Origin of the sequence: Solwaraspora sp. WMMB335 (assembly GCF_049179075.1) — a bacterium.
In the GTDB taxonomy this organism is placed as follows: domain Bacteria; phylum Actinomycetota; class Actinomycetes; order Mycobacteriales; family Micromonosporaceae; genus Micromonospora_E.
The window spans coordinates 1451509-1477955 of the sequence record NZ_JBMHMF010000001.1; the positions used below are offsets into that span (position 1 = coordinate 1451509).

General features: G+C 69.3%; 22 protein-coding genes and 4 pseudogenes. 8 read left to right on the forward strand and 18 right to left on the reverse strand.

Annotated features, from left to right (window positions below):
- Positions 1-47: 47 nt before the first annotated feature.
- The 5 genes from ACN27F_RS05775 to ACN27F_RS05795 form a co-directional block, all read right to left on the reverse strand.
- Positions 48-1355, reverse strand: coding sequence for an SPFH domain-containing protein (locus ACN27F_RS05775; protein WP_421431570.1), 1308 nt, complete (start codon positions 1353-1355; stop codon positions 48-50).
- Complete coding sequence (locus tag ACN27F_RS05780) at positions 1352-2980, reverse strand: SPFH domain-containing protein (RefSeq protein WP_421431571.1); 1629 nt, start codon at positions 2978-2980, stop codon at positions 1352-1354. Before ACN27F_RS05780 ends, ACN27F_RS05775 begins: the two co-directional genes overlap by 4 nt.
- Before the next feature lie 157 nt (positions 2981-3137).
- Entirely contained in the window at positions 3138-3416 is a 279-nt protein-coding gene (locus ACN27F_RS05785) for a hypothetical protein (protein WP_421431572.1), read from the reverse strand.
- Positions 3417-3419: 3 nt separating this feature from the next.
- Positions 3420-3728, reverse strand: a complete 309-nt coding sequence (locus tag ACN27F_RS05790) for a nitroreductase family protein (protein ID WP_421431573.1) — start codon at positions 3726-3728, stop codon at positions 3420-3422.
- Between the two features lie 146 nt (positions 3729-3874).
- On the reverse strand, positions 3875-5260 hold the full coding sequence (locus tag ACN27F_RS05795; RefSeq protein ID WP_421431574.1) for a short-chain fatty acyl-CoA regulator family protein: 1386 nt from the start codon (positions 5258-5260) through the stop codon (positions 3875-3877).
- Between the two features lie 174 nt (positions 5261-5434).
- Here ACN27F_RS05795 and aceA point away from each other — a divergent pair, with 174 nt between their 5' ends.
- Positions 5435-6724: an isocitrate lyase gene (gene aceA, locus ACN27F_RS05800; protein WP_421431575.1), complete on the forward strand. Its 1290-nt coding sequence runs from the start codon at positions 5435-5437 to the stop codon at positions 6722-6724.
- Entirely contained in the window at positions 6721-8325 is a 1605-nt protein-coding gene (gene aceB / locus ACN27F_RS05805) for a malate synthase A (RefSeq protein ID WP_421431576.1), read from the forward strand. Before aceA ends, aceB begins: the two co-directional genes overlap by 4 nt.
- A 97-nt stretch (positions 8326-8422) precedes the next feature.
- Here the strand turns inward: aceB and ACN27F_RS05810 are convergent, their stop codons facing one another.
- From ACN27F_RS05810 to ACN27F_RS05825, 4 genes are all read right to left on the reverse strand, one after another.
- Entirely contained in the window at positions 8423-10501 is a 2079-nt protein-coding gene (locus tag ACN27F_RS05810) for a tetratricopeptide repeat protein (protein WP_421431577.1), read from the reverse strand.
- 207 nt (positions 10502-10708) lie between these two features.
- Positions 10709-11977, reverse strand: coding sequence for a hypothetical protein (locus tag ACN27F_RS05815; RefSeq protein WP_421431578.1), 1269 nt, complete (start codon positions 11975-11977; stop codon positions 10709-10711).
- Between the two features lie 77 nt (positions 11978-12054).
- Entirely contained in the window at positions 12055-12186 is a 132-nt protein-coding gene (locus ACN27F_RS05820; protein ID WP_421431579.1) for a hypothetical protein, read from the reverse strand.
- Between the two features lie 70 nt (positions 12187-12256).
- A complete protein-coding gene (locus tag ACN27F_RS05825; RefSeq protein ID WP_421431580.1) occupies positions 12257-13102 on the reverse strand; it encodes an AfsR/SARP family transcriptional regulator in 846 nt (281 codons plus the stop codon).
- A 502-nt stretch (positions 13103-13604) separates the two neighbouring features.
- On the opposite strand from ACN27F_RS05825, the gene ACN27F_RS05830 reads away from it, so the two are divergent.
- From ACN27F_RS05830 to ACN27F_RS05850, 5 genes and pseudogenes are all read left to right on the forward strand, one after another.
- Entirely contained in the window at positions 13605-14306 is a 702-nt protein-coding gene (locus ACN27F_RS05830) for a GH12 family glycosyl hydrolase domain-containing protein (RefSeq protein WP_421431581.1), read from the forward strand.
- Positions 14307-14482: 176 nt separating this feature from the next.
- Positions 14483-14821, forward strand: a pseudogene (locus ACN27F_RS05835) (exonuclease domain-containing protein); the annotation flags it as partial.
- A 146-nt stretch (positions 14822-14967) separates the two neighbouring features.
- A complete protein-coding gene (locus ACN27F_RS05840) occupies positions 14968-15648 on the forward strand; it encodes a BRCT domain-containing protein (RefSeq protein ID WP_421431582.1) in 681 nt (226 codons plus the stop codon).
- A gap of 198 nt (positions 15649-15846) precedes the next feature.
- Positions 15847-16899, forward strand: coding sequence for a patatin-like phospholipase family protein (locus tag ACN27F_RS05845; RefSeq protein ID WP_421431583.1), 1053 nt, complete (start codon positions 15847-15849; stop codon positions 16897-16899).
- Positions 16899-19454, forward strand: a complete 2556-nt coding sequence (locus ACN27F_RS05850) for a hypothetical protein (protein WP_421431584.1) — start codon at positions 16899-16901, stop codon at positions 19452-19454. Before ACN27F_RS05845 ends, ACN27F_RS05850 begins: the two co-directional genes overlap by 1 nt.
- A gap of 149 nt (positions 19455-19603) precedes the next feature.
- Here the strand turns inward: ACN27F_RS05850 and ACN27F_RS05855 are convergent.
- The 6 genes and pseudogenes from ACN27F_RS05855 to ACN27F_RS05880 all read right to left on the reverse strand — a co-directional run.
- Positions 19604-19756 (reverse strand): annotated as a pseudogene (locus tag ACN27F_RS05855) (helix-turn-helix domain-containing protein); the annotation flags it as partial.
- Positions 19757-19968: 212 nt separating this feature from the next.
- Positions 19969-20100, reverse strand: a pseudogene (locus tag ACN27F_RS05860) (XRE family transcriptional regulator); the annotation flags it as partial.
- A 102-nt stretch (positions 20101-20202) separates the two neighbouring features.
- Positions 20203-20562: a hypothetical protein gene (locus tag ACN27F_RS05865; RefSeq protein WP_421431585.1), complete on the reverse strand. Its 360-nt coding sequence runs from the start codon at positions 20560-20562 to the stop codon at positions 20203-20205.
- Between the two features lie 25 nt (positions 20563-20587).
- Positions 20588-21703: a hypothetical protein gene (locus tag ACN27F_RS05870; RefSeq protein WP_421431586.1), complete on the reverse strand. Its 1116-nt coding sequence runs from the start codon at positions 21701-21703 to the stop codon at positions 20588-20590.
- Positions 21704-22187: 484 nt separating this feature from the next.
- Positions 22188-23039 carry a hypothetical protein gene (locus ACN27F_RS05875; protein ID WP_421431587.1) on the reverse strand — a complete coding sequence of 284 codons (852 nt, stop codon included), beginning with the start codon at positions 23037-23039 and terminating at the stop codon, positions 22188-22190.
- Between the two features lie 100 nt (positions 23040-23139).
- The gene (locus tag ACN27F_RS05880; protein WP_421431588.1) at positions 23140-23550 is read right to left on the reverse strand and encodes a VOC family protein; all 411 of its coding nucleotides are present in this window, start codon (positions 23548-23550) and stop codon (positions 23140-23142) included.
- Positions 23551-23730: 180 nt separating this feature from the next.
- On the opposite strand from ACN27F_RS05880, the gene ACN27F_RS05885 reads away from it, so the two are divergent.
- Positions 23731-24351 carry an MOSC domain-containing protein gene (locus ACN27F_RS05885; RefSeq protein WP_421431589.1) on the forward strand — a complete coding sequence of 207 codons (621 nt, stop codon included), beginning with the start codon at positions 23731-23733 and terminating at the stop codon, positions 24349-24351.
- A gap of 150 nt (positions 24352-24501) precedes the next feature.
- Here the strand turns inward: ACN27F_RS05885 and ACN27F_RS05890 are convergent.
- From ACN27F_RS05890 to ACN27F_RS05900, 3 genes and pseudogenes are all read right to left on the reverse strand, one after another.
- A pseudogene (locus ACN27F_RS05890) lies at positions 24502-24826 on the reverse strand (glycosyltransferase); the annotation flags it as partial.
- A gap of 2 nt (positions 24827-24828) precedes the next feature.
- On the reverse strand, positions 24829-25290 hold the full coding sequence (locus tag ACN27F_RS05895; RefSeq protein WP_421431590.1) for a GbsR/MarR family transcriptional regulator: 462 nt from the start codon (positions 25288-25290) through the stop codon (positions 24829-24831).
- 175 nt (positions 25291-25465) lie between these two features.
- The gene (locus ACN27F_RS05900; protein WP_421431591.1) at positions 25466-26380 is read right to left on the reverse strand and encodes an SDR family NAD(P)-dependent oxidoreductase; all 915 of its coding nucleotides are present in this window, start codon (positions 26378-26380) and stop codon (positions 25466-25468) included.
- Positions 26381-26447 lie beyond the last annotated feature (67 nt).

The following is a 26447-nucleotide window of genomic DNA, read 5'->3' on the forward strand; positions in this document are numbered from 1 at the left end:
GCGTACATGCCGATCACCCGGCCGCCGTACGTCGTCACTCGGGCAGGCTAACCGAGCTCGGGTTGGGTCCGCACCGGTGTGTCGTGCGCCGACAACGCCACGCTGCGCGGCAGCAACTGGGCGGTGAGCAGGGTGGACAGTGCCGACGTGTCGCCGCCGCCCGCACCGTCGGTACGCACCACCACCGGCTGCGGTGCCTTCTCGGCCAGCGTGGCGCCGACCTCCAGCCGGCGCAGCGCCAGCTCGTACTGCAGCACCGCCCGGTTGTCCCGGTACGCCTGGGCCAGCCGGCGTTGCGCCTTGGCCTCGTTCTCCGCGGCGATCAGGCCGCTGCGACCCCGGGTCTCGATCTCGAACCGGACCCGCTGGGCGTTGGTCTCCTGCTCCTCCAACAGCTGGGCGACCTGCTCGCGGGCCTTGTTCAGGGCCGCCTTGACCTCGACGAACCGCGCGTCGCGCACCTTCTTGGCCCGCTCGATGTCCATCTGCAGGCTGTCGATGCGCCGCTTGCGGATCAGGCCCCATTCCTGCTCGTACGCGGCGTGCTCCTTGGCGACCCGTTCCCGGGTGGCCAGGTGCTGCTGGTACTGGGTGGGCAGTTGCACGTCCGGGATGTTGCAGCCGGTGATCCGTACCCCGTAACGGGACAGCTGCCGGTTGAGCAGCTCCTGCATGTCGGCCACGTCCGAGCCACGCAGGTCGTACGCCCGCTCGGTCTGCACCAGCCGGGCCCGCTGGCGGATCGCGTCCTGCACCGCGCTGGACAGCACCAGGTCGAAGTTGCCGGCCCCGATGGCCCGGACGAACAGCACCGCGTCGGTGATCCGCAGCTTCATGAAGAACTCGATCGAGCGCAGCGGCACGTTCTCCCGCGTCGGGCAGGCCATCACCGGCGCCGAGTACGGGATCTCGGTGGCCACGTCGACCACGAAGTCGACCCGCGACCACGGGTGCCACAGGTAGTGCCGGCCCGGTTCCAGGGTGCGGGTGACCGCGCCGTAGCGGGTCAGCACGCCGTTGGTGCCCTGCTCGATCTCGACGATCGAGGAACGCCACCACCACAGCGCCCCGATCACCAGCAACAGCGCGCCGGCCGGGTACGCCAGGCCGGCCAGTGCCCCGTACGCCGCCCCGAGCAGACCCTCGTCGCCACGGACGGTGAGCATGACACCGGAGAGCACGGACAGCGTGCCGAGCCAGAGCGGCACCATCCAGCCGAGCCGACGGCGGTGCTTGGGGATGACGACCGGCACCAGGGTGCCGGCTTCGCCGCCACGCAGCAGCTGGGCGAGTTCGCTCCAGGGCGCGACCACTTCCGAGATGACCGACCCGCGGCCGATCGTCGCCGTACTCACCGCCGTACCTCCGTCGCGTCGTCAGCCACGTCCGCCACGCCGGCCGCTGGACCGGCGGCGCCCGGCACGGTCGGCTCGTCGGCCGCCCGCAGGTCGTTGATCTCGGACTCGCGTTCGGCGATCCGGGCGGCCACCTCGGCCAGTCGGGTCCGCATCGCGGTCATGTCGGCCTCGGTGAACAGGTCGGCGTTGCGTTCACCGACCATCTCCCGGGCCAGCTGCAGCAGGTCGACACCGGCCGCGCCGTTGGGGTCGGCGGAGCCACCGATGCGCACCAGCCGGGGCAGCCGGTCGGCCACCGACTCCAACGTGTCGAGCACCTCGCGCTGGTAGCGGTATTCGAGGATCTCCGGCGCCTCGGCGGCGGTGACCGCTCGGATGTCCAGGGCCTGTGCCTCCAGCAGGGCAGCGTTGGCCCGCGCCTCGGACTCGGCGAGCACGTACCGCTGCCGGGCCAGCGCCTCGGCCCGGTTGGTCTCCCGCTCCACCGCGGTGTCCATCTGTGCCTGGTACTGGGCGATCTCGGCGTGGATCGCCGACAGGGTTTCCTGCAGCGTGGCCAGTTCCTTGCTCAGGTCACCCTCGTCCTGCTCCTTGCGCAGTTGCAGGGCGTACTGGTGGGTGTAGGCGTCCTTGGCGACCCGGACCATCTCCGGTGCGGCCAGGTCCATCCGGTAGCCGCGGTCGGCCGGTTCGGCGTGGGTGATGTTGGCGTTGGTCAGCTCCACCGCCGGGCGGAACTGCTGGTTGAGCTGTTCCAGCAGACGTCCGGTGTCCTCGCCGACCATGTTGTAGATCTCGGCCGCTTCCTGCTCGTAGATCAGGCTACGGATGGTCTCGCTGACCGCGTTGGCGAGCTTCTCCTCGAAGCCACGGACCGCGCCCAGGGTGTAGACGAACTCCACCGGGTCGCTGATCCGGAACTGGATGAACAGGTCGATCGAGGCCTTGACCCCGCCCTTGGTCGGGGCCTCGCGCACCGGGGCGTTGAACGGGTACTCGCGGGTGGTGTTGACGATGTACGACACCCGCTTCCATGGGTTGAGCAGGATCACCCGGCCCGGCCCGACGACCTGTTCCAGCTTGCCGAACCGGGTGATCAGTGCGGCGCAGCCGTCCGGCACCATCACCATGCCCTGGCGCCACCAGACGAAGCCGACCGCCAGCACCGACAGCACCCAGTAGTGGATGCCGAAGAACGGGTTGGTCAGCACGCTGCCGCCGGCGATCCAGATCACCGCCGAGGCGACGGCACCGAGCACCAGCAGCAGCGACACCGGCAGCATCGTCGCCAGGGACCGGCCCCGGGGGATCACCATCGGGCAGATGACGTGCACCTGCTCGCCCTCGTCACGGCGCTGCTCGCTGCGGTTGAGCACCTCCCCCGCGTCGTCGAGCGGCACCCGGCGCTGTTCCATGACGGTGTCGATGCTGCCGCCGAGGTCGCGGGCGGCCGGGAAGTCGACCGGGTCCATCCCGCCTTCCTGCGGCTGCCCCCGCCCGCCGCCACCGTCGGTGGCACCGGCACCGCCGGTGGCCATGCCGGTGGCCGTCCCGGTCGCCATCCCACCGCGCCGGCGGAGTTCAGCCATGGCCAGCGCCTGCGGATCGACACCCTCAGCCATCGACTGAGCGACTCTGCGTATACCTTGTTGGACCCGTGCCACAGTTCCCCTTCCGTGGTTCTCCGGCCCTCGGATGCTATCCAGCCAGGTCAAGCCGGCCGGCAGGGGCAATGCGCACAACTGTCGAGCCGGTGGACGGAGTTCCTCGTGATCATCGTCATCCCCGGTGTGTGACGACGGGCCGCAGGGCGACCAGGAGGTCCGCGACCGGCAGCCGGTCCCGTGGGGCGTTCTCCCGGGTGGCGTACGGCTCATCGAGCCGGATGTGTTCGCCGCGCCGCCCGACCGCCACGACCACCAGGGGCACGATGCCGTCCGGGCCGGCCAGCAGGCCGGCGATCCGGTTCCGGTCGAAGCCGCCGAGCTGGTGCACGGCCAGCCCTTCGTGCTCGGCCTGGATGGTCAGGTGCGCCACGGCCTGACCGGTGTCGTACACCGGTCAGGGGCGGTCGGTGCCGTCGCCGGCGGTGGTCTGCGCCGCGACCACGAGCAGCGCCGAGGCGGCATGCGCCCAGCCCTGGTTGCCTGCGGACAGTGCGGCGAGGACGGCGTCGTGTTCGGCGCTGCCGCGCGGCGCGACAGCGAACCGCCAGGGCTGGGTGTTGGACGCGCTCGGCGCCCAGCGAGCGGCTTCGAGTAGCGCGGCCACCTGTCGGTCGGTGAGCCGGTGCTCGGGGTCGAACCCGCGTGGGCTCCACCGCTGCGCCAGCAGCTGGTGCAAGGGCTGGGACGTGGTAGCGGTCTTCATCGCACGCTCATCTCGTGATCCCGGATGGTCCGATCTGGATGACGGTACGAGGAAGTGTGTCGACCCCTCAACCATTCCTTCTGGTGGCCCGGGTCCTGGGTACCGTCCACACCCATCAGCACGCGGCCGGTGCGGTCCTGCTCCGGTCAGTCCTTGAGCGGGTACGGCACGAACGTGCTGCGGTTCTCGTCCACATCGAGCTGCCGGCTGATCGGCGGGGCGGCCCGCTGCGGACAGGTCATCCGTTCGCAGGTCTTGCAGCCGGGACCGATCGGGGTCGCCGCGTCGGCCGCCTGCAGGTCCATCCCGGCCGAGTAGACCAGCCGACCGGCGTGGCGGATCTCGCAGCCGAGGCCGATCGCGTACGCCTTGCCGGGCTGTCCGTATCCGCCGTGGTGGCGGATGATCGTCCGGGCGATCCACAGGTAGCGCTGCCCGTCCGGCATCGCGGCGATCTGGGTCACCACCCGGCCCGGTGAGCTGAACGCCTCGTAGACATTCCACAACGGACATGTGCCGCCGGTGCGGGAGAACGGGAAGCCGGTGGCCGACTGCCGCTTGGACATGTTGCCGGCCCGGTCGACCCGCACGAACGAGAACGGCACGCCGCGCATGCGCGGCCGTTGCAGGGTGCTGAGCCGGTGGCAGACGGTCTCCCAGCCCATCGAGAAATGTTCGGTGAGCAGATCGATGTCGTATCGACGACCTTCCGCAGTGGTGAGGAACTGTTCGTACGGGAGGATCAGCGCGGCCGCGAAATAGTTTGCCAGGCCGACCCGGGTGAGAATCTGGGTCTGGATGTCGTCGAACTGCTCCTCTTCGATGATCTCGTCGATCACGTCGGCGAATTCGAGCAGCGCGATCTGCGCAGCCATCCGGATCGCCTCCTGCCCGGCCCGCAGCGAGGTGGACAGGTGCAGGGTGCGGGTCTGCGGACGGTAGCGGTGCAGCTCACCGCCGAGGGAGTCGGCCTCGTCGCGGGAGATCCGTACGCCGTGCAGTTGCGCCAGCCGGTCCTGCAGCGCGGCGCGCGCCTCGCCGCGGCGCAGCCCGATCCGCCCGGCCAGCCGTTCGGCCGCCTCGTCCAGATCAGGCACGTAGTTCTGCCGCCGGTAGAAGAACTCGGTCACCTGGTCGTGCGGGCTGTGCCCGACCAGGTCCCGGTCGCCGACCAGCTCGGCCAGCTGCTCGCCGGTCTGCTGGCAGCGGCGGTGCAGGTCGATCACGGCCTCGGCCACCTCGGGCAGCCGGGAGGCCAGTTCGGTGAGGTCGCCGACGCCGGCCCGCGAGCCGAGCGCCTCGCGCAGACCGGCGACCAGCCGAGGGGTGTCGTGCGGGGCGAAGCTGGTCGGGTCGACGCCGAACAGCTCGGTGATGCGCATGAGCACGGCGACGGTCAGCGGCCGGGAGTCGTGCTCGATCTGGTTGAGGTAGCTCGGCGAGATGTTGAGCCGGCGGGCCAGCTCGGTCTGGCTCAGGCCCCGGCCTTCACGCATCCGACGCAGCCGGGCACCGGCAAAGGTCTTGGACATCACCGTCACGTTAACACGTCGGAGGCGCACCATTAGCAGGTCTGCGAATGGACCGATTCGCAACTTGGCAAAATCGCTCTCTGACTTTTCAATAATTGGCTATTTCCGTCTCTCGACCGACCGCCGGTGCCCGTGTGACCGTGGGTCGCACACCGCCCTTCGAAGGAGACGACGATGCAGACCGTGGCCGAACAGTTGCGGCACGAATGGGAGACCGACCCACGCTGGCGCGGCGTGCGGCGCAGCTACCACGCCGGGGACGTGGTGCGGCTACGCGGCGCGATCCAGGAGGAACACACCCTGGCCAGACATGGGGCGCGGCGGCTGTGGCAGTTGCTGCGCGACGAGGACTACGTCCACGCGCTCGGCGCAATCACCGGCAACCAGGCGGTGCAGATGGTCCGGGCCGGGCTCAAGGCGATCTACCTGTCCGGCTGGCAGGTGGCCGCCGACGCCAACCTCGCCGGGCACACGTACCCCGATCAGAGCCTCTACCCGGCCAACTCGGTGCCCGCGGTGGTCCGCCGGATCAACAACGCGCTGCTACGGGCCGCGCAGATCACCACCGCCGAGGATGCCGGCGGGCCGTCCGGCACCGGCCCGTCCACCGACTGGCTGGCCCCGATCGTGGCCGACGCGGAAGCCGGGTTCGGCGGCGTGCTCAACGCGTACGAGCTGATGACCGCGATGATCGCGGCCGGTGCCGCCGGGGTGCACTGGGAGGACCAGCTCGCCGCCGAGAAGAAGTGCGGCCACCTCGGCGGCAAGGTGCTGATCCCGACCGGCGCGCACATCCGCACCCTGGAAGCCGCCCGGCTGGCCGCCGACGTGGCCGGCGTGCCGAGCGTGCTCATCGCCCGCACCGACGCGCAGGCGGCCACCCTGCTCACCACCGACATCGACGAGCGGGACCGGCCGTTCGTCACCGGCGAGCGCACCGCCGAGGGCTTCTACCGGGTGCGTAACGGCGTCGAGCCGTGCATCGCCCGCGGCCTGGCCTACGCGCCGCACGCCGACCTGTTGTGGATGGAGACCAGCACCCCGGACCTGGAGGTCGCCCGCCGGTACGCCGAGGCGATCAAGCGTGAGTACCCGGACCAGTTGCTGGCGTACAACTGCTCGCCGTCGTTCAACTGGCGCAAGCACCTCGACGACGCGACCATCGGCAAGTTCCAGCGCGAGCTGGGGCACATGGGATACAAGTTCCAGTTCATCACGCTGGCCGGCTTCCACGCGCTCAACTACTCCATGTTCGACCTGGCCCGGGGCTACGCCAGCGACGGGATGAGCGCCTACGTCTCGCTGCAGGAACGCGAGTTCGCCGCCGAGGCGTCCGGCTACACGGCGGTGAAACACCAGCGGGAAGTGGGTACCGGCTACTTCGACCTGATCTCGACGGTGCTCAACCCGGCCGGCGAGACCACCGCACTGCGCGGTTCCACCGAGGAGGAGCAATTCGCATGAGGTACGAGGTCCTGGGACCGATGGCGGACCGCTTCGACGAAGTGCTCACCGCCGAGGCGCTGGAGTTTCTGATCGCCCTGGACGGCGAGTTCGCCGCCCGCCGGGCGGCGTTGCTGGACACCCGCCGCGCCCGGCGGGCCCGGTACGCCTCCGGCCAGCTGCCCGACTTCCTGCCGGAGACCGAACACGTCCGCACCGACCCGACGTGGCGGGTCGCCCCGCCCGCACCCGGGCTGGTCGATCGGCGGGTGGAGATCACCGGACCGACCGATCGGAAGATGACCGTCAACGCGCTGAACTCGGGTGCGAAGGTGTGGCTGGCCGACTTCGAGGACGCCACCAGCCCCACCTGGCGCAACGTGATCGGCGGGCAGCTGAATCTGATGGACGCCCTCGACCGGCGGATCGACTTCACCGACGAGCGAGGCAAGCGCTACGCCCTGGGCGACGACCTCGCCACGATCGTCGTCCGCCCGCGCGGCTGGCACCTGGTGGAGAAGGGCATCGTGGTGGACGGGCGACCGATCTCGGCCAGCCTGGTCGACTTCGGGCTGTACTTCTTCCACTGCGCGCGCCGCCAGCTCGACGCCGGTGCCGGACCGTACTTCTACCTGCCGAAGCTGGAGAGTCACCGCGAGGCACGGCTGTGGAACGACGTGTTCGTCGTCGGCCAGCGCTGGCTGGGCCTGCCGGCGGGCACCATCCGGGCCACCACGCTGATCGAGACGGTCACCGCCGCGTTCGAGATGGAGGAGATCCTGTACGAGCTACGCGAGCACTCGGCGGGACTGAACGCCGGCCGGTGGGACTACATCTTCAGCGTGATCAAAAACTTCGGGCAGTGGCCGGACTTCGTCCTGCCGGACCGTGCCGAGGTCACCATGACCGTGCCGTTCATGCGGGCGTACACCGAGCTGCTGGTGCGGACCTGTCACCGGCGCGGCGCGCACGCCATCGGCGGGATGGCCGCCTTCATCCCCAGCCGGGATCCGCAGGTCAACGAGGCGGCGCTGGGCAAGGTCCGGGCGGACAAGCAGCGGGAGGCCGACGACGGCTTCGACGGCTCCTGGGTGGCCCACCCGGGCCTGGTGCCGACCTGCCGGCAGGTGTTCGACTCGGTGCTCGGCGACCGGCCGCACCAGGTCGACCGGTCGCGCGACGAGGTGGCGGTGACCGCGACCGATTTGCTGGCCGTGGACAAGACGCCCGGTCAGGTGACGGTGGCCGGGGTGCGGTCCAACGTCGCGGTGGCGTTGCGGTACGTGGACGCCTGGCTGGGCGGTACCGGCGCGGTGGCGCTGTGGAACCTGATGGAGGACGCGGCGACCGCCGAGATCGCCCGCTGCCAGGTCTGGCAGTGGCTGCACCACGGCACCCCGCTGGCCGACGGCGGGTGCGTGACCGAGGACCTGGTCCGGTCGATGCTCACCGAGGAGCTTGCCGCCGTGGTCGACGGGCGTGACGGCCCGGACCGCGATCGCGCGGTGGCGGCGGCCCGGATCGTCGAGGAGACCGCGCTCGGTGAGGACCTGCCCGCGTTCTTCACCACCGAGGCGTACGCGCGCCATCTCGCCCCGACCGGTGCCTCTGCCGGGGGGTAGGGGCGATCACGGGCCGTCGAAGGATCGGTCGCGCGCAACGGGCTGCGGTGCCACCCGCCCAGGTGGCTCCGCAGCCGTCTCGACGCGCGGCGGCGGTTCACGCAGGCAACAGTCGCTGCCGATGGTTGCGCACCTCGTCGGCAAGCTCGGGGTCGACTGCCAGACACGCCTGGAACTCCTTGTCGGCCTCTGCGTCCCGGCCGAGGGCGAGCAGGCAGGCGCCCCGGCGCAACCGCGTCAAAGAGTCGCCGTGTTCCTGTGCCACCAGTGTGAAGTCAGCCAACGCCTCGTCGAAGCGCCCGGCGTCGAGCAGCGCCGTCCCCCGGTTGAACCGGTTCGTCGGATCGTCGTCAAGCTCGATCGCCCGGTCGAGGTCGGCCACCGCCGCCGCCAGATCGCCGCAGGAATGGGCGGCGAGACCTCGTGCCCCCCACGCGGCGGCAAGCTCGGGAGCACGGGACAAGGCCGCCGTCAGAGTCCGCCGGGCGAGATCGGCATCTACCACGAGCTCCAACTGCCCGCGCACACAGAGCAGGTGCGCATTGCCGGGATCCAGCTCCAGACCGGCCCGGACGTCGTGCCAGGCGCCCTCGTCGTCGTCACGCGCGTACCGTAGGCCAGCCCGGTTGAGCCGGGCGTCCAGATGGTTCGGATCGAGCTCGAGTACGTAGTCGAACGCAGCCAGCGCGGCTTCGACCTCACCGAGTTCCAGTAGGGTGTCCGCCCGGTTGTAGTGGACCTCCGGAAACGGCGGGGAGAGCCGCAGTGCCTGTTCGTAGCTGGCCAGCGCTGCCACGGGTCGACCCAACCGCCGCAGCGTCGTTCCCCGGTCGAGGTGATACTCCGCGTAGTTCGGATCGCTTGCGATGACCGCGTCCAGTTCCACCAACGACTCCTCGTGTCGGCCCACCGCAGCCAATAGTTGCGCGCGGTTGTGCCGCAGCACTGAACGGTGCAGCTGATGCTGGTCGGGGCCGAGCGTCCGGTCCAGCTCGGCCATCCCCTCGGTGACCAGTTCCAGTGCTTCCTCCAGCCGGCCCTCGTGCATGGCGACCAGCGCCAGTCCGTTGCGGTTGAAGACCAGGTGCGCCGCCCGCTCCCGGGCGTCGGTCAGCAGGCGGGCATAGGCGATCGCTGCGTTGCTCCAGGCGCGGGCGCGACGGTGGTCACGTTCGCCGATGTCCAGATGTCGGGTGTAGATCATGGAGGTGGCGTAGGCCGCCTGCATGTGAACCATCGAATTATCGGTATGTCCACGGGCCTCGTCGTACAGGGCCAGAGCCTCAACCGGTCGAGCCAGTGCAAGCAGCGACGTAGTCATCTTGGTGGTGAACGCCCACCAGTGGCTCAGCTGCTCGGTCCAGTCGACCAGCGCTCGTCCGCGCTGACCATAGTCGATCGTCGCGTGGTAGAAGCCCATGTTGACGCAGTACTCCAACGCATCCCGCAAGACCTCGACGCCGGCCTGTCGGGGCGCGCTGCCGCGCTCGCGGTGGATCGCGATGGCGCCGAGTCGCAGCGACCACTCACCGAGCTGGGCGAGTTCCTCGGCCCGTTCGTCATGCCATCGCGCACGCATCTCCGGTGCCACTGTGGCGTAGGCCCGCAGGACCAGTGGGTCGTCATCGGTGCAGTCGCCGCGCACATAGCCGCGAGCAAGGTCGATCACCGTGTTCTCGGCAGCCGGATCCTCGGTCTGCTGCGGCTCCTCGGTCGGTCGGGGCCGGTCGGCCTCGACCGGCACGGCGAACCGCCGGAGCGCGGCTTCCAGCGCCACCGCCACCGCCCCCGCTGGTTCCGGCACGGTGTCACCGGCAGTAGCCAGTCGTAACCTGAGCAGGGCGGGATCGGCTCGACGAAGCAACAGCGCGAAGAACTCCCGATCGGTCGGATCCGCCTCGTGCAGGTTGTCGACCAGTAGTAGTTGCGGGCCGTCGGAAATCTCCCGTAGTCCGCTGTCGAGCAACTCGACGATCCCGTGGGCATGCCGCAGCGTACGCAGCCGGGAGTAGAAACGGGTCCGTTCCGCCGGCACGGCCAGTGACGTCAGGGTCTCCCGACGCGCCGGGAGCAGATTACGCAGTTCATGGGCCAGCGACAGGATTTCGGTCTCGTGCCGCGCGACGAGTTCCGGACAACGGTCCAGCAGGACCGGCACCAAGGCCCGCAGCAGCATCCCGGTAGCCGTGTACGGACCACGAAGGCGACGGTGGGCATCCAGATCAGCGAGCACCGGTTGGTCGATCCCAGCGGTCAGAAGACGGTGTCGGTCGCGCTGGCGGGCGGCACGGATCCAGTGATGCGCGAGATCTGACATGTGCAAACCCTTCGGGACTCGAATCCATGGTGGTGCTGTCGATGCCGGCGGCCGGTCGCATCCGGGTCATCTGGAGACGGCGGCCGGTGTCGTACGGGATGGCGCTGCCTGTTGGCGGCGGTTGCGGATCGCCAGGAAGACGACCAGGCCGAGTTGGCCGACCGCGAGGGCAAGGATCACCGCGGAGTCGATCAGGTTCACGGCGCCCGCCCTACCGTCCAGTTCGGCGATGGCCTCACTGATCATCGCGACGGCGAGGGGCACGATGGCGAAGACCAGCGTCGCCAGTGTGATGGCGTAGCCGAGCACCATGAACCAGACGTACCATCGGGCCGCCTGACGGTCAGTAGGGTGGATGTCCGGCTCTTCACCATCGCCCGGCGGCGGTTGGCGCCACAGTTGCCGTAGCCGCCGACGCAGCAGCAGGGTGGCCGCCTGGTGCAGGTTGACCGTGCCCAGCACCAGGGAGAGCAGGTAGTAGATGTCGGTACGCAGATAGAAGAAGAACTGCCACAGGATGCGCAGCATGGTGCCGAAGCTGATCGCCAGGAGTATTCGTGCGGCCAAGGGCAGAGATCCGTCCGGCTCGCGCATCGCCGCCGCGGCCAGCGTGAGAAGTGCCATGACGATCAGGTCCACACCGATCCCAGCAAGCATCGGCACCCATCGGCGTCGGCGGGGAACCGTCACCAGCCCATCCATCGACGTTTCAAACACCAGGTACTGCAAGCGGTGGCTGAAGGTCAGCTTGGTGGCTAGGCCGAGGCGGCGCCCGGCAAGGGCGTGCGCGGCTTCGTGTAGAAAAATGAACGGCCACTGGCCAACAGCGAGCACGACCGCGACCAGGGTCAGATAGTCAGTGAAGAAGATGTCCGCGTAGTCCGGGCGTAGATCGGGTTGTGCCCAGGCGGTGAGGACCCCGGCGGTGAGGACGAGCCCGTACCCGACCATCGCTACGGGAGAGAAGGCGACCGTGCCGAGTCGCTGCCAACGGACCGGTTTGGAATCAGCCGGCGGGACAACCGCTGTCCCCGGCGGGTCGAGGACGCCGATCTCGACGAGGTCGTCCAGCATGCTGAGGACGTCTATCTCCTCGTCGTATCGCGCGGCGTACCAGTCGCCAGCCTCCCGAGGGGTCGACCCATCGACGAGTCGGTGCAGTACGTCCACGGTGTCAGCGGGTACGACTGCGTACGATCCGGTCTCGTGCCGCCCGATCACGACGTCATCGCCCTCCCGGAGAAAGGTCAACGCGGGCACCACGACCGGGTCGTCCGGTTGGAAACCAGTGGCCGAGGTGGCGATGTCGTCCTGGTCGTACCTGATGTCGCCCATCCCACTCTCCATGTCCGTCACCGATCGTTTCCCGCAGCGCCGTCCGGCCGGATCAGACCGGCCGGACGGCCAGCTGATCAGGCCGCGATGATGCACTCCCACGGGATGTACGCCGCGTTCGCCGCACCGGTCAGCCGCACCGGGCCGGCCTTGCGGACGGCGACCTTCTTCATCCGCCGCTCGGTGCTCGCCACCTTCGTCTCGATCATGCAAACCTCCTGGCTACGGGCTCGGGGGTTCGAGCCAGCCGTAGTTTGGCCCGCAGCGCTTAAAAAGGACTTAAAATCGACCGGACCGGTCGGGCAAACGTGACCGTCCTCTCCCCGCCGGATACGGATCACAGGCTGATGACGTCGGATACCAGTCGAGCGTCGCGTCCTGCGCGACTACCGCATCGTGCAGGGCACGCAGGCGCGGGCTGGGGGGTATGCCGAGTTCCTCCTGCAGACCGGTCTGAATCGACCGCAGTGCCTCCAGGGCCTCGATGCGACGGCCTGAGCGGTAGAGGGCGAGGGCACGCAGTTCCCAGGCGTTCTCATGCAACGGATAGTCGTCGGTCAACGACCGTGTCTGGCCGAGTAGCCGCCGGTGTTCACCGAGTGCGAGCCCCGCGCTGATCCGGTCCTCGCGGGCTGCGGCATGGAGCGCCTCCAGATGCCGGACGGTACTGTCGACAAAGGTGGTGGAGCCGAGATCAGCGTAGGGTGCGCCACGCCACAGCGCGAGAGCGTCGTCGAGCTGGCGCGACGCCAGCTCAGCCTCGCCCTCGGCGAGCGCCGCCGCACCAGATGCGGCCAGTGCGGTGAACTGCTTGGCGTCGACCTTGTCCGGCTCGACGATCAGCGAGTAGCCGTCCGTGTGCCGCCGCAGGACGGTTGCTCGCTCCCGTGGGGCCCGATCCGGCTCGATCGCTCGCCGCAGATGGGACACGTACGTGTGTAAGGCCTGGCGGGCGCTGCGCGGCGGCTGACCGTTCCAGGCGTTCTCGATGATCCGGTCCTGCCCAACCACCATGCCGTCGGCCAGCAGCAGCGTCGCCAGGATCGCTTTGGGTCGCAATCCACCAAGCCGAGCGGACACGCCGGTCACCGTCACCGCGATCGGACCGAGTACACCAATCCGCACCAATAACACCTTTCCCAATCGGAAAATTGGCACCAACTTCACGTTCAGGAGTTAGTGAATATTATTCACGATCGACCATGCGGCCTCAAGCAGACGAATTGACCCCTCTTGATTCACTTCGCAATTGCCCCCAGTCCGGTTCGTAGCCGACCACCGATGACGCATATCACCAGGTCGGCACCCTTCGATGGACGCCGTTCCCACCATTCGCACATTCGAGATTGTCCGCAGATTCAGTACGCATTGTCGGGCTCGCCGCTTTCGCTCGCATGCAGCCCACGCCAGAGGGCGACTACACCCTCGACGGCGTAGACACCGCAGACCCATCCCCGAGGAGACGGACCCGCCCGAGAAGACCAGCGCCCGATTTACGGCACTTCTGCGCAATCGCGACACCAGTCAATTGGCGTCGATGGATGTCGAGAGTTGGCCAATTTGTTTGGATTCCAAACTAAGATCGTCGAGGAAGGCGTACCGTCTGCCCCCTGGGGAGGGATCCCACATGCGCCTCGTCCGACTTCTCGCCGTCGGCTCCACCGTCCTGCTGATGATCGCCACGACGACGGTCATCACCGCCTCATCCGCCCATGCTGCCGTCTGGTGGTCGTCCGACCGGTGGGGCACCTGGAGCAGCGGCGGCTACACCCTCTACAACAACATCTGGGGATCCGGCTACGGCGCCCAGACCATCTGGGCGAACTCCCCCAGCAACTGGGGCGTGTGGGCCGACCACCCCAACACCGGTGGCATCAAGTCCTACCCCAACGCCACCCGGCACATCGGCCGGCGGGTCAGCCAGCTCGGCCAGGTCACCAGCGACTTCAACGTCTCCGTGCCGACCAGTGGGGTCGCCTTCACCACCGCGTACGACGTGTGGACCACCGACCACGCGCACGAGATCATGCTGTGGATGAACACGTACGGCCCGGTCGGACCGCTGGGCAGCTTCCAGACCACCGCCAGCGTCGGCGGGCACACCTGGAACATTTACCGCGGTTCCAACGGCCACAACCAGGTCTACTCGTTCATCCGGACCAGCAACACCAGCTCCGGCCGGGTCGACGTGGCCGCCGTCGTCCGCTGGATCCGCGACCGAGGCTGGTTCGGTGACGTGACCATCGGCGACGTCCAGTTCGGCTACGAGATCACCTCGTCGGCCGGCGGTCGGGACTACGTCACCAACTCGTTCTCGGTCACCGGCTGACGCTTGCCGCGAGGTGAACGTCCGTCCTTATCGGATCACCCGTCTGCCTGCCCGCAGCCGGCGGACGGGTGGCCCAGTTGCCCGATCGTCGCCAATCGCGCCCGCCCCCGCGCGTCGGGTTGCGGCTACCTGGAACCCGCCGGAAACATGCGGCCCCTGTCCGATCGGAAGGAGCCATGGTGGAGGTATCGAACAAGATCTGGCGACGCGTCCGGGGCAACGTTGCGACGCCGGACGAGCATCGGCTCGGGCTCACCACGGCCGATCCGGTCCCCCGGCCGCGCTCCGCGCCGCCGCGGTCCACTGGCGGCTTCGCGGTGGTCGACGTCGAGACGACCGGCCTGTTCACCTCGCGGGACCGGGTGGTCGAGGTGGCTGTCGTCGCCACCGACCCGGCCGGGCAGATCGTCGACGAGTGGACGACACTGGTCGACCCGCAGGGTCCGGTCGGCGCCACCCGAATCCATCGCATCACCGCCGCGGAGGTCAGGCGAGCGCCACGGTTCGGCGAGCTCATCGGCGAGCTGAACGCCGACGCGCACTGCGCGCTGGCGGACGCCCGGGCAAGCGCCGCCCTGCTGCGGTCGTACCTCGACAGCGACGCCGGCCGCACCCCGCGACCTGGCCACACCCGGCTTGCTGCCCGTGCCGTTCACGTCGAGTGGCCGCAGATTCCGCGACGGCCGGTCGACCCGCGTACCTGGAACTGCTCGCCCAGGTGCTGGAGGACGGTGTGCTCACGAAGGACGAGGCCGCCGCCCTGGCCGACCTCGCCGGTGCCTATTCACTCACCCGGACCCAGGTCGAGGCCGCACACCGGGGCTTCCTGCTCGCGCTGGCACGCCGGGCGGTCGGCGACGGTACGGTCACCCGCGCCGAGCGGCGGGAACTGATTACCACCGCCGGGCATCTCGGTCTGCCGGAGAAGCTCGTGAGGACCGTGCTGGACGACGCCCGAGCCGCGCTCGACGATCAACGCGGCCGGCTCTGCCGCCCGCTCCCGCCGGGCTGGTCGCACGGGGAACCACTACGCCTCGGCGACGGCGTCGCGTTCACCGGATGCGACGATCTGGTCCGTGCTCGCCTCGAAGGCCGGGCAAAGACGGTCGGCCTGCGGGTCACCGGATCCGTATCGGGCAGAACCGCGATCCTGGTCACCGATGGTTCGGCTCCGTCGACCACCAAGTCGGCTGCTGCCCAGCGGCTCGGCACCCGGATCGTCCACCCCGACGTCTTCGCGGAACTGATCGAGTACGTCCAGCCCGCCACGACGCCGGAACGTTCCGGTGGGGACGCGACACCGGCAGCCGGCTCGGCCAAAGGATCCCCGCCGACGTGGTGACCTGGACCATCAGACTATTACTCACGAACAGGAAGCCGGATTCGAAGATCGATTTCAGGACGTCACCTCGTATTCGGCATCTGCGAATATTCGCTTTTGCCGAGTGGATCGGCCGACTGGCACCATCGACAGAGTGGATCCGTCGTCGATGGTGCCGCTCGCCGACCACAGCCCGACCCAAAAGGTCGGTTGAGGATCATGGGTGCGCCGCCGGACGCAACAGGCACCCGCCTCTGGGACGCGCAACACCCGGTATTGGAGATCATCCGGCGAAGACGGGCTTCCGGCAGCCGGCCCGGTGCCCGTGACCACGGTGACACGGCAAAGGTCGGCCTCGCCGTCGAGGGCGGCGGAATGCGGGGAGTCGTCTCCGCCTCGATGCTCGCGGCACTGGAGGATCAGGGCTTCAGTGACGCTTTCGACGGGGTGTACGGCTGCTCGTCCGGCGCGGTGAACAGCGCCTATTTCCTCGCCGGCGGAACCTGGTATCCCGTTTCGATCTACTACGACGACCTGACCAGCCGGCGGTTCATCAACTTCGCCCGCGGCATCCGGGGCGGAAACATCCTCAATCTCGACTACGCGTTCGGGGAGGTCGTGGAGATCGTCAAGCCGCTCGCCTACGATCGTGTTCTGGCGGCCGACACTCCGCTTCACATTGCAATCACAGACGTCGATGCGATCCGTACCCGGTTGATTTCCGACTTCACCGACCGGGCCGATCTCAAGGCCGCGCTGCTGGCCACCGCCTGGCTGCCCATCGCCGTACGGGGGACGGCGGAGTTCCGCGGCTGGCGGGCCCTCGATGGTGGCGTGGTCACCGCGCTACCGTTCCGGCTGGCGCTGCGCGACGGATGTACCCATGTGCTCTCCCTGAGCACGCGCCCCATGCGCAGTGGCAACGGAGGACTCGGTCTGCAGCACCGCTACACCCACCGGTACCTGGAGAAGATCAAGGAAGGGCTGGGCGCCGCCTACCTGGCCTCGGTCCGGCAACGACTCTGCGACCAGGCCGACCTCACCGCCCGGCGAGACGCCGCCAGCTACCTGCCGCCGTACGTCCTCGACCTCGCCCCGTTGCCCGAGGAAACCGAGGTCAAGCGGCACGAACTGCGTTCGCATCTGCTGATGAGCGCGGCCCGCCGGGCGTACTCCCTGATGTACTGCGCGGTCGAGGGACGACCGCTGACACTGCTGCGGTCGGGGCGCCTCCACGCGGTGCCCCGCCTGATGGTCGTGGACCAGCGCTGATGACCGGCCGACCGACCCTCGACCAGCTGGTCGAGGAGCTCTCCCGACCGTCCGGTCCGGCCGGTGCGGATCTCGACCGGTTGGCGAAGCTGCTGCTGCCGGCCGCCGCGATGGGGGCCGACGCGCACCGGCCGAGGCCCGCGCACCGGCCGACGACCGAGGACCTGGCCGCGTGGCGGGCGCTGCTGCGCGACATTCCCTTCGACCGGCGGTCCTTCGACGACCGGTTTCGTCCGGGCAGCTGGGATGCGGTCCTCGGCGGGCTGGCCCGGCACTGCGACCGGTTCACCGACGGTGCCGTCGGCCTGCCGGCGCCACATCGGCAGGCGGTCGGGTTTCTGGCCCTGTTGTTGATCACCCTGACCGGTCTGGCCGAATCGAGTGATCGGCGGACGGCCGCGCCGGCCCGGACAGTCGCCGCAGACGGGAACGTGGCCCCGCCCGGCCACGACTGTCCCGGCGTGTGCGGGCGCCTCGTCCGGCAGCCGCCGGTGCGTGAAGTGATCCGCGACCTGTACCGGCCAGGGGGCGGACCGCTGCCGAACCAGGACGACCAAGACGACCAGGACACCATCGCGAGCTTCGAGTGGGCAGCCGGGATCGACTTCGACACCCTGGAATTCCACGAGCACGGCACCACCTCGATGATCCTGCGCGGGTCCGGCACCCGGCGGGGCGGGCTACGTCGGCCATTCGCACTCAAGCTGATCCTCTACCCGTACCTGCGGATCCCGCGCATCGCGAGTACGACCAAGGCGTACGCCGGACTCTACGACCTCGCCGGTGTCCAGGCGGAGCATCTGGTTCCGATCTGGGCCAGCTCGCAGGGTTGGATTCTGATGGACTTCGTCGCCGGGCGTCCGCTACACGAGGTGTGGCGGGAGCGCACCGGTCGACGCCGCGCCGCTCGCCGCGTCCGGCCCGGTAGACCGGCAGCTCCGGGTGACGACCAGGGGCTCGGTGAGGCCTCGGTCGACCGGTTCGCGCTCCTGGCGGATTTGCGGGACTACGGCACGGCCGCCTTCCGGGCACTCGCGGAGCTCGACCGGTTCCTCAACGCCGGGGACCGCACCAGTGGGGACCGGTCCGCCCGGCCGACGAGGCGGGGGCACGGCGACCTCGCCCCGTCAAACATCATGGTCACCTATCGGGACGGCCGGCCCGCCTTCCGGCTGATCGACATCGGCGCGAACTACCTGTACACGTACGCCTTCGGTGCGCTCGAAGGCCCGGACGGACAGTTCGTCGCTCCTGAGGTGAAGGCCGACGGGGTGGCCGGTGACAAGTCCGACGTCTACTCACTGGGCAAGTTGCTGGCCATGTTCGGTGGCGGCGAGCCCGGTGATGTCGTACCGGACGAGTTCTACGCACACGCGCCCCTGCTCGCCAGGTTCATCGAGGACCTCATCGACAAGCACCCGGCCAACCGGTTGCTGCTGTTCTCCCCGGACGCCGACTCCGACGGACAACGTGCCGCGGCCGACCACAATGTACCGGACCCGGATACCACCCGGTACGACCGGCTCCGCGCCGACTTCACCGCAGAGCTCGACGCCGAAGCCGCCCGGACCCCACCCACGGACGGCCACCTGGTCCGGGGGACCTGGGACCTGTTCCAGACCCGCCTCACCCTCGGGCTGTTCCGCCCGCTCGCGGGCACTCCCGGCCAGCTACGCCGGATCTACCGGACCCGCCGGGGTGAGCCGGGCGCCGCCGGGCACGCGTCGGCCGTCGCGGCGGCCCGGTTGCTGGCCTGGTCGTGGCTCTCCTCCGTGGCCTGGGCGGTCACCTTCTCCATCACCCTCATCTGGATCGTCCGGCAGTTCGACTGGTCCTGGGGCAACCGGATGGTGGAGTCGCTGCAACGGATGCTCGGCGGCTCGCAGGACCAGTTCCCGGTGCTCGACTCGCTGCGCGCTCCCGGCTACTCGATGCCGGACATCGAGGCGAACGCGCCCGCCCTGTTGGTCGGTCTGACCTATGCGATGGTGTCCGCGAAGTATTACCACAACATCTTCGCCGGCATGAACCCGCTGGCCGCCGGCTGGCGAGCCGGCGGCCTCACCGTCCATGCCGTCCTCGCCCAGTTCGCCATCCGGATACAGACGGTCACCGGTGCCGCGCTGGTGCTGCCGATCGTGCTCTACGACCCCCGACTCTGGCCGATCAACAGTGCCATCGGCCAGACCCTGTCGCTGTTCACGAACAGCGCGACGCTCCTGTTCGCCCGGCGTGCCCTCGCCGACGCGCGTCGACGTGGGCTGAGCACCGTGCCGCCGAGCGACGCGAGGACCACCGGACTCGCGTCGTTCGCGGAATGGACACCGTCCTCGCTGTTCTACGCGGGAATCGTCTGGGCGATCGGGACCGCGGTCTACCAGGGCGCCCTGCAGGACGTGTACGTGTACGCCCTGTCCGTGGCGTCGATCAACCTCTTCCTCTTTTACATGATCAAATGCGGGCGGGGGGCGACCGAGGTCAGGATCGTGCTGACCCGGGCCACCTGGGCGGCCGAGCGACTTCGGTGCCTGTCCCATCGCGGCGGTGACCGTTAGCTTGCCCCCGCCAGCACCCGGTGCCGCGGATCTGACACGACGGCGCGCCACGAGAGAGCGTCACCGGGTGACGGTGGTCAGCCCGAGCACCGTCGCCAGGCGCGACGCCGGGGATGTCCGGGCCGCGTCGAGTGACGTCGACGATCACCGTCCAGCGTCCGCACGCCCCGCTCGACCTTGTCGACCCAGCTTTTCGACCGGCCGAGCCGATCCGCGAACACCTGCTGCGTCATCCGCCGCCGCACCCGCCACTGCGCCGCCCGGCGCCCGATCGGCGCACTTCGCCGCCGCTCGACCCCAATTCACGTCCACGCCACGAACCGCTCGAACAACTCCGCCGCGTCCACGATCCCCGCCTCGGCGGCGGCGAGGGGCAGCATCGACGCCGCCTGCACCGACAGCCCCACCGGACAAATTCGGCAGGTCCAGGACGGCCGATGCGGCTCATGCACCGGCTCGCCTGCGGTCACGGCAGGTGGTAGCGGCCGGTGTCACCACCCCGGGACAGTGCTGAGCGATTCACGGCGACGCACACCGGTGCCAGCGCGGGGTGCTCCGGTCCATTCGCCACCGCCGAGCGGTCGACCAACTCCCCGACCAGCGCGGATACATCCACCTTCAGCACACGGGCAATGCAGTCCAGCATATTGGAGTGATGGCCTTGGCCGCTGTCTCGGCGGTGGCCTTGGCAATGGCCGTGGAACGTCGCAGCGACATCACGGCTCGCGGCGGTACCTGCCACCCGCGCTCAGTTCTCCTCAGGCGCGTCGTCGGCGCTGACCTCGACGACGATGTCGAGCCCGCCGGACGCCTGTTCCGCCGCCGACTCGTAGGCCTGAAGCTCTGCGGCAGGGATCTCCTCACCGGCGGAGAAGACCGTGACGACCACCGTTTCGGCCTCCGGCTCGTAGCGGGCCGCCTTGGGCCGGGCGTCGTAGTCGAGTGCTTCCAGGACGGCCAACTCGACATCGGTCCTCGACTCGTCGGGCTGTCCCGACGATGGCACCGTCGGCGTGCCCGGAGCCTCCCCGGTGCTGCCCGCGCAGGCGCTCAAAACGACCGTGGCGGACAGTCCGATCAGGAGGCAGACCAAGAATCGTCTGACCACAGCAACCTCCAGTCTTCGAACACCCCTAGCTGGTCTTCACGCTCGGACAGCCGGAGATGGAGCATACGTATGCGATCGGGGTGATGTACGAACCCCCGGAGTTGCTGCCGGTCGTGAACGCATAGCCCGTGTACGCGACGAACCACGGCCCGCCGGAGTCACCACCCTCAGTAACTTTACTCTCCGTGTAGTAGAGATTACACCAGACGTTCCCCGAACTGAACGTGACACAACCGGCGTAGGACTCGACCGTCGTGCCGGAGGAGGTGTATCCCGTCGTCTTGCCGAACTTGAACAGCAGGGCCCCGGTCGTCACGATGCCGGTCGAGGTGATCGTCCGGTAGGCGCCGAAGTTGTACCGGAACTGGTTCTGTGGCGTTCCGCCGCTCAGCGTCGTGAAGCGTACGTCGCGGTTGCTCGATGCGACGTACGTCGCGCCGGTCGTGTCGCCGTCGTAGGAGCCTGGCTTCGAGGTGCAGTGCGCCGACGTGGTGATGCCGTAGCTCGAACCCCGGTTGGCGACGAACCCGCCGGTACACGTGCTGTACGTCTCGCCGCCCTGTGTCGTCGACGCCTCCCGGGGCAGATCGTCCGCTGTGCCGTACTCGATGGTCAACGCCGGTCCGGTGTAGGCCCCGGCCCGCTGACCGGCCAAGGCCCGGCCGATGGCGAGAGCGGACGCGGCCCGGTCATCGGTGCGTACGGTGACGACGACCCTGTCGCTCGCGGCGTCGTACCGGGCCGCGAGGTAGCCGGCGTCCGCAGGCTTGAGCACCTCGATCGCCGCCAGCTCGACGGCCGTACGGTCGACGTAAGGTACGGCGCCCGGCACCGATGTGCGCACTGCCACCCGCACGGCACGCTCCTGGCTCGCGGCGTATCCGCGCACCGCCGATTCGCCCTCCGGCGCGGCGAGGACCACGCCGTGGTCGCCCTGCCAGGAGAAGTCGACGACGTACCGGGGCGCCTTTTCGAGTAGCCCCGCCAGGAAGTCGCTGAACTCGCCCTGCCCCGGAGTGGCGCTCACCTCTTGGGCGATCACCTGCGCGGTGACTCCGTCGGTGATCCCGTCCTCCGTCGGGCTCGCCAGCGTCGCACCCGGCAGAGCCGCAGCTGCGGCAACTGTCACCGCAACCGTCACGGCGGCTCCCCCGAGCCGCTGCCATGCAGTAACCATGCTCCCCGGGCCTTTCTGGACTTGGCCTGACAGTTGACACACAGTGAGAGTCCTCGCAGCACGACCAGGACGACCGGCGCTCGGATACACCGTCCTGTGGTCGCCCAGTTACCTGCGCCTACAGCGTGTGCCGGGGAGGCGGGCAGCGGCAACCCCGTCGACGCACCGGCCGTGGTCGGCGCGCCACGGACCCGCCCGACAACACGGAGGGTGATGAGCTGTAGCCGCTCGACGTCCATCGGGCAAGGTGACTCCGGCAACGATTGACCGGCACCGCCGCAAGATCACCCGGACAGCGGATGACTACATTCGGTTACTGTCCGCATTGCTAACGATTCAGTAACGATTGATCAATAACACTGGACTCGTGACGACAAAGACGACCGGAACAGCGGTGTGGCCGACCCGTCCGGGGTCGGCCACACCGATTGCCTAAACGGTGTTCGGTTCAGGTCGCGCAGATCGCGTACGCCCGGGTGTACCAGTTGCCGGCGATCCCGGTCGGATCCTCCACCGAGACGTCGACGGCGGTGGTCAACGCGGCGTCCGGGTAGACACCCGCGTGGATGGCCTGGCCCACCCCGCCGTTGGTCTCGGCGCCCAGGCCGTGCAGCCGCTTGCCGGCCGGGCACGCGGCGCCGACCGCCTTGTCGGCGGAGTTGACCGCCGAGGTCGCGGTGACCAGCTGGAGTCCGGGCAGCGGGTTGGCGCAGACGCCGTACGACCACAGGCTCCAGTCGCCGGCATGACCTGCCTCGTCCTCGTAGCCGGTGACCGTGGCGCTGGTCAGCGCCGTGTTCGGCCGGAGATCGTCGATCACCACGTTGCCGCCGCCGTTGGTGGTGCGGGCACCGACGCTGATCAGTTGCTTGCCGGCCGGGCAGCTCGCCGTCGCGATCTTGTAGCTGTTCGAATCGCTGACCGTGTGGAACGCGATGTACTGCAGCCCGGCCGGAGCCCGTCCACAGATGCCGTACGCGTGCACCCGCCAGGAGCTGGCGTACGCACCGTTCTCCGCAGCCCCGGCGGCGAACCGGTCACTGCTGCCGAGCGCCTGCAGCCGGGTGAACCCGACCTGCCGCCCGCCACCGACGAGGTAACCACCACCGCCGAGGATCCGGGTGCCCGCCGGGCAGACCGCGAGGGCCTCCTTGCTGCTGGTCGAGTCGGACGCGCTGACACCGCTGACGAAAACCAGGCCGGGCACCGCCGACGCCGGGGTGGCCGCAGCCACCCCGACCAGGGCGCTGCCGGTTACCACCAGCGCGGCCAGTACGAGACGTACCAGTCGATTCCTCACTGTGCTCTCCCCTCTCATGGGATCTGTCGGAGGTGGGAGCACGGTGTGGCCCGGGGACCAACGACTTTTCGAGAATCCTCTGTGGGCCGCTACGGACGGATCATTGTGGCTGGGCGACGTTGACCATCCATCCGATGCCGAACCGGTCGACGCACATGCCGTAGAGATCGCCCCACATCTGCTTCTCGAACGGCATGGTGACGGTGCCGCCATCGGACAACTTCTCCCACGCCTCCTCAAGGCCCTCGGCGGGGTCGCCGCTGAGACTGCAGGTGATGGTGTCGCCCGGGTTGTACGGCATGCCGGGGGCGGTGTCGGAGGCCATCAGGGTGTATCCCTGTTCGGTGGTGAGCATCGCGTGCATCACCTTGTCGGCGAGGCCGGGCTCGGTCGAGCCGAACTCGCCGAACGTGTTGATCCGCAGTTCGCCGCCGAACACCGAGTGATAGAACTCCATGGCTTCGCGGGCGTTGCCGTCGAACGTGAGGTACGGGTTGAGTCGGGACGTCATCGCAGAGCTCCCTCTGATCGGGTGAACGTGCTTTGGCTGGGTGAACGTGCCGCCCCGGACGCTAGCCCCACCCACCGACACGCAGACCTGTCCCCGTGGTCGACACTCCGACCGGGGGATGCGATCCACCCGCTGCGAATCCCTGTCGACGGTGCGCGCAGGCTCTGGCACACTCCGGGCATGGACCACGCGGCGCACGCCACGGCACCCCGCCACCTGTCCAGCGCCGAACTCACCGCCGGCCTCGCGGCGGTGGCCCGCTCCCCACGCGGCTCCGGCACCTTGGACCTCGTGGTCCGCCGACCCGCCGTCGACGAACGGGAGGTGCTGGCCGAGGGCACCCTCGACATCGTCGAAGGGCTCGCCGGCGACACCTGGGCGGCACGCGCAAGCTCAGCAACCGGCGACGGCTCGCCACACCCCGACCGCCAGCTCACCGTGATGAACTCCCGATTCGTCCGGCTGATCGCCGGCGACGACCCGCAGGACTGGGCGCTGGCCGGCGACCAGCTCTTCGCCGACCTCGACCTGCACACCGACGCTCTGCCCGCCGGCACCCGACTCGCAATCGGCGCCGAAGCGGTCCTCGAGGTGACGGCCGAGTCACACAACGGATGCGTGAAATTCGCCAACCGCTACGGACGGGACGCGCACAAACTGGTCTGGAGCGAGCAGGGTCGCCAGGCCCGACTGCGCGGCCTCTACGCCCGCGTCGTGATCCCAGGCGTCATCCGGCAGGGAGACACGATCCGGGTTCTCGGCACCGCCGCGGCTTGCACGTCGGTGGCGGTGGTGACCTGACGGATCGCGGCGGCGAGTCGCCGCGCGGTGAGCGTGGACTGCGGCACCGGGGCGCTGCCCGCGCCGAGCGCGGCGTACGCCGGCCAGGCGCAACGCTTCGCCGACGGCGCGGGTGAGACGGCCCGGGTCGCGCCCGGCCATGCTGCCGAACACGCCGAGCTTCTCGGCGGCGTGCGGGGCGGCCAGTGCCTTGGGGTGGGAGACGATCATCTCCGGGTCGGCCTGATGTTGGTCTTGACCGAGCCGAGGAGCCCTTTGGTGTCCTCCATCGCGGCACGGCCCGCCGCCGAATCGAGCAGGTGCAGGATCTCGTCGCTGAGGTAGCCGTACGCCAGGCCGTGGCCGGTGACGAAGGACCGGACCGGGCGCAGGTGGCCAGGGTGACGTCGTGTCCGGCGGCCTGCAGGCCAGCACCGAGCGCCAGGTACGGCTGGACGTCGCCGCGCGATCCGACGGTGACCACCAGCACCCGCATCGTCAGATGTCCCGCTTGGTCTGCCGGCGGAACTCCTCCATCAGGGCGGGCGTCCGTTCGATCATGAACGTGTAGAAGTCGCGGGTGTGGCGGAGCCGGTTCGCCCCGGGGGCGTCGGCGTCACCGACGAGGTCGATGCCGCGCTGCATCAGCTCGATGAAGGTGCGCATCTTGTCGGTGGGGTCGATCGCCCGGGCGAAGGCGTCCGGGTGCATCTCGTACGCGTGGCCCCGGCCGCTGGTCGGCACCCGCCGCACCATCCCGGACTGCTCCAGCGCCCGCATGCCGGCCGAGACGGAGGCTTTGGACAGCCCGACCGCCTGGCACAGCTGCGCCGTCGTCTGGCTCGGCGGATCGCAGATGAGCAGCCAGCCGAGCAACTTGCCGAACGCGGGAGTGGTGCCCATCTGGGCGAGGGCCACACCGACCTCCTCGGCGTACCGCCGGCCGGCGTCCGGATCCACGCGCCTCTCCTTGCCGTCGAAGACGTATCATCACGAATGTTCAGGACTATCCGAACGTCAACGGTACACGGTCGTCGGTGACCCGGCCCGTCACGGCGACACCGTCCGGTAGCTACCACGGCCCCGGTGGCCGGCCGCGCCGGCCCCCGCAGCCCACCGCGGTGCTCGTCCTTCGTCAGCGGCGGGCGAGCGCCTGGTCGATCAGCCGCTCGCTGTCGGCCCACAGCTGCCGCGCCCGGGCGACGTCGTACGACTCGGGTGAGGACCGGGCGAGCTTCGGCCCCTCCAGGTAGCCGCCGGTCGTGCCGTCGAACCGGGCGTCGTCGACGAGACCCGCGAGGTGCCGGGCCGAGGCCCGCGACGTCCGGGCGCCCGGCAACAGCACGCTGACCAGCGGGGCGGCCACCCGGTACCCGGCCTGTACGAGTGCCGGGTAGTCGCGGGAGAGGCTGGTGTCGGGCATCAGACCCGGGTCGTACGCGTTGACGGTGACCGGCCGGCCGTCGAGCCGGCGGGCGAGCTCGTAGACGAAGTAGAGGTTCGCCAGCTTCGAGGTGGCGTAGCGGACCCGTCCCGCCGTCGGGGCGGGATCGGCGCCGCGCGCATCGGCGAGTTCGCGGGCGCTCGTCCAGCGGGGCTCCGGAAAGCCCATGCTCTTCTCCCGCCAGTGGGTGCCGCTGCTGACGATCGCGATGCGGCCGCCGTCGGGCAGCTCGTCGAGCAGGCCGGTGACGAGCAGGTGGTGGCCGAGGTGGTTGGTGGCGAAGGTGAGCTCGTAGCCGTCGGCGGACCGGCGTACCCCGTCGACGACCTGGATGCCGCCGTTGCCGACGATGGCGCGCAGCGGCGGACGCTGCCCGGACCGGCGCAGCGACTCGGTCGCGTCGGCGACCGAGCGCAGGTCGGCGAGGTCGATTCTGAGGAGTTCGAGGCTCGCCCGGGGCAGCCGACGGCGAATCCGCCGGGCGGCGGCCTGCCCCCGGCTCTCTCCCCGGTGACCGAGTACGACATGCCAGCCCCGCGCGGCGAGACGCGCCGCGGTGTGCAGCCCGAGGCCGGCGGTGGCTCCGGTGATGACGACGGTTCTCATGGCAACAGACCCCCTGTGGGTTGACGTTGTCAACCGAAGGCTACGTCGCCAGGTTGACAGCGTCAAC

Coding starts and splice junctions, on each gene's coding strand:
- ACN27F_RS05850 (WP_421431584.1), top strand. CDS start 16,899: ATGACCGGCCGACCGACCCTCGACCAGCTGGTCGAGGAGCTCTCCCGA.
- ACN27F_RS05820 (WP_421431579.1), bottom strand. CDS start 12,186: ATGATCGAGACGAAGGTGGCGAGCACCGAGCGGCGGATGAAGAAGGTC.
- ACN27F_RS05900 (WP_421431591.1), bottom strand. CDS start 26,380: ATGAGAACCGTCGTCATCACCGGAGCCACCGCCGGCCTCGGGCTGCAC.
- ACN27F_RS05780 (WP_421431571.1), bottom strand. CDS start 2,980: ATGGCTGAGGGTGTCGATCCGCAGGCGCTGGCCATGGCTGAACTCCGC.
- ACN27F_RS05795 (WP_421431574.1), bottom strand. CDS start 5,260: ATGTCCAAGACCTTTGCCGGTGCCCGGCTGCGTCGGATGCGTGAAGGC.
- aceA (WP_421431575.1), top strand. CDS start 5,435: ATGCAGACCGTGGCCGAACAGTTGCGGCACGAATGGGAGACCGACCCA.
- ACN27F_RS05845 (WP_421431583.1), top strand. CDS start 15,847: ATGGGTGCGCCGCCGGACGCAACAGGCACCCGCCTCTGGGACGCGCAA.
- ACN27F_RS05815 (WP_421431578.1), bottom strand. CDS start 11,977: ATGGGCGACATCAGGTACGACCAGGACGACATCGCCACCTCGGCCACT.
- ACN27F_RS05830 (WP_421431581.1), top strand. CDS start 13,605: ATGCGCCTCGTCCGACTTCTCGCCGTCGGCTCCACCGTCCTGCTGATG.
- ACN27F_RS05885 (WP_421431589.1), top strand. CDS start 23,731: ATGGACCACGCGGCGCACGCCACGGCACCCCGCCACCTGTCCAGCGCC.
- ACN27F_RS05810 (WP_421431577.1), bottom strand. CDS start 10,501: ATGCTGCTGCGGGCCTTGGTGCCGGTCCTGCTGGACCGTTGTCCGGAA.
- aceB (WP_421431576.1), top strand. CDS start 6,721: ATGAGGTACGAGGTCCTGGGACCGATGGCGGACCGCTTCGACGAAGTG.
- ACN27F_RS05880 (WP_421431588.1), bottom strand. CDS start 23,550: ATGACGTCCCGACTCAACCCGTACCTCACGTTCGACGGCAACGCCCGC.
- ACN27F_RS05790 (WP_421431573.1), bottom strand. CDS start 3,728: ATGAAGACCGCTACCACGTCCCAGCCCTTGCACCAGCTGCTGGCGCAG.